This is a genomic window from Solirubrobacter soli DSM 22325 (assembly GCF_000423665.1).
GTDB lineage: Bacteria > Actinomycetota > Thermoleophilia > Solirubrobacterales > Solirubrobacteraceae > Solirubrobacter > Solirubrobacter soli.
Genome location: NZ_AUIK01000057.1, coordinates 1 through 1,498, shown reverse-complemented (window position 1 = coordinate 1,498; position 1,498 = coordinate 1). Strand labels below are relative to the sequence as shown.

Sequence of the window (1,498 nt, the reverse complement as noted above, 5' to 3'; positions counted from 1 at the left end):
CCGTGCTGCGCCGCCTCGCGTCGCGCCGCCCCCCGGCCGTGCTGCGCCGCCTCGCGTCGCGCCGCCCCCCGTCGCGCTGCGCCGCCTCGCCGCGCTGTCGCCTCGCCGCGGCGTCGCCTCGCCGCGCCCCCTCGCGACGCGCCCACACACGGCTGTGTCTCTTTCGTGCGCCTTTTGGCACACTTTTGTTACAAAGCGGTCTAGATCCGTTCAGCGAGCGCGGCGAGGCTCCCGGCGATGCCCACGCCCGCCGTCCCATCGCGCCTTCACGCCACCGCGTCAAGCCTCACGGCATCGCGGCCCCCCGCCGTCACGGCGCCGTGCACCTCAGCCCCGCTCCGCGCCGCGAGGTCACGCCGCGCATCTCGCCCGGCCGCCGGCCGAAGTCCCCGGATGTCTCGCGGTGTCGTCTCGCGTGGCGGCGGCGCGGAGCAGGTCACGGGTGAGGTCACTAGCCGTCCTCACCGGCAGCTGAGCGACCTCACCAGTCACGGGCGCTCGGTTCGCGTCGTCTCTGCTCGCGGGCAGGCGTCGGTCGAGCTCGTGGTGCTGCTCCCGGTGATCCTCGTGGTCCTCGCCGCGGGCTATCAGGCGGTGCTCGCGGGGCAGGCGATCTGGGACGCGCGGGTCGCGGCGCGGGCTGCCGCGCGGGCCAACTCGCTCGGCGCTGATGCGTCTGCGGCCGCGCGGGCGCATCTCCCGCCAGGCCTCGAGCGCGGGCTTCGCGTCGAAGCCGGCGACGACGGCGACGTCGAGGTCTCGGTGCGCGTTCCGACCGTGATTCCGTCGATCCGGCTCGGGCGCGTCTCCGCCACGTCCCACTTCCGGCCCCAGAGCGGATGACCGGCGCGCGTGGACAGGCGTCGGTCGAGTTGCTCGGCCTGCTCCCGCTCATCGGGTTGGTCGCGCTCGTCGCGATGACGGTGATCGCGTCGCACACGGCGGGCGAACAGGCGGGCGAGGCGGCGGAGGCGGGCGCGCTCGTGCTTCTCCAGGGCGGCGCCGACGACCCGCGCGACGCCGCGCGCGACGCCCTCGGCGAGACCGCGCGCAAGCGGGCGACGGTCACGGTCTCGGGCCGCACCGTCCGCGTGCGCGTCAAACCCGCCCTCGCGGTGCCGATCCCGGGCCTGGCCGACCGCCTCGCCGCCACCGCCGAAGCGCACGCGGGCCGATGAGCGTCCGCAACTGGTTCATCGCGCCACCGCCTGACCCGCCCTCCGCCGGCTGGTCGGCCCCACCGCGCCCGGCCGAGCCGCCGCGCCCCCGCCACCGCAAACGCCCACCCAGACCGCCGGCCCTGGGGGGTGGCCAGGAAAACCGTCCTCTGAGTCAAGAAATCCTGGCCACCCCCACCCCGGACGCCGCCGTGAGGGACGTCCCCGCGGCCCCGCCCGCGCCGACAGCGCCGCGTGACCCGTCCGCGCTCTCGCCGGGCCCGCGGCGCGGTTCGTCGGGCGCGCTCGCGCCCGCGGCGCCGCGCGGTTCGTCCGGTGCG

At 76.9% G+C, this 1,498-nt stretch carries 2 protein-coding genes; both read left to right on the top strand.

Annotation, left to right across the window (positions count from 1 at the left end; translation table 11 throughout):
* The first annotated feature begins 393 nt into the window (after positions 1–393).
* Positions 394–843, top strand: coding sequence for a hypothetical protein (locus G569_RS52590; RefSeq protein WP_157592409.1), 450 nt, complete (start codon positions 394–396; stop codon positions 841–843).
* Complete coding sequence (locus G569_RS59215; RefSeq protein ID WP_053227146.1) at positions 840–1,178, top strand: hypothetical protein; 339 nt, start codon at positions 840–842, stop codon at positions 1,176–1,178. Before G569_RS52590 ends, G569_RS59215 begins: the two co-directional genes overlap by 4 nt.
* Positions 1,179–1,498: the final 320 nt, after the last annotated feature.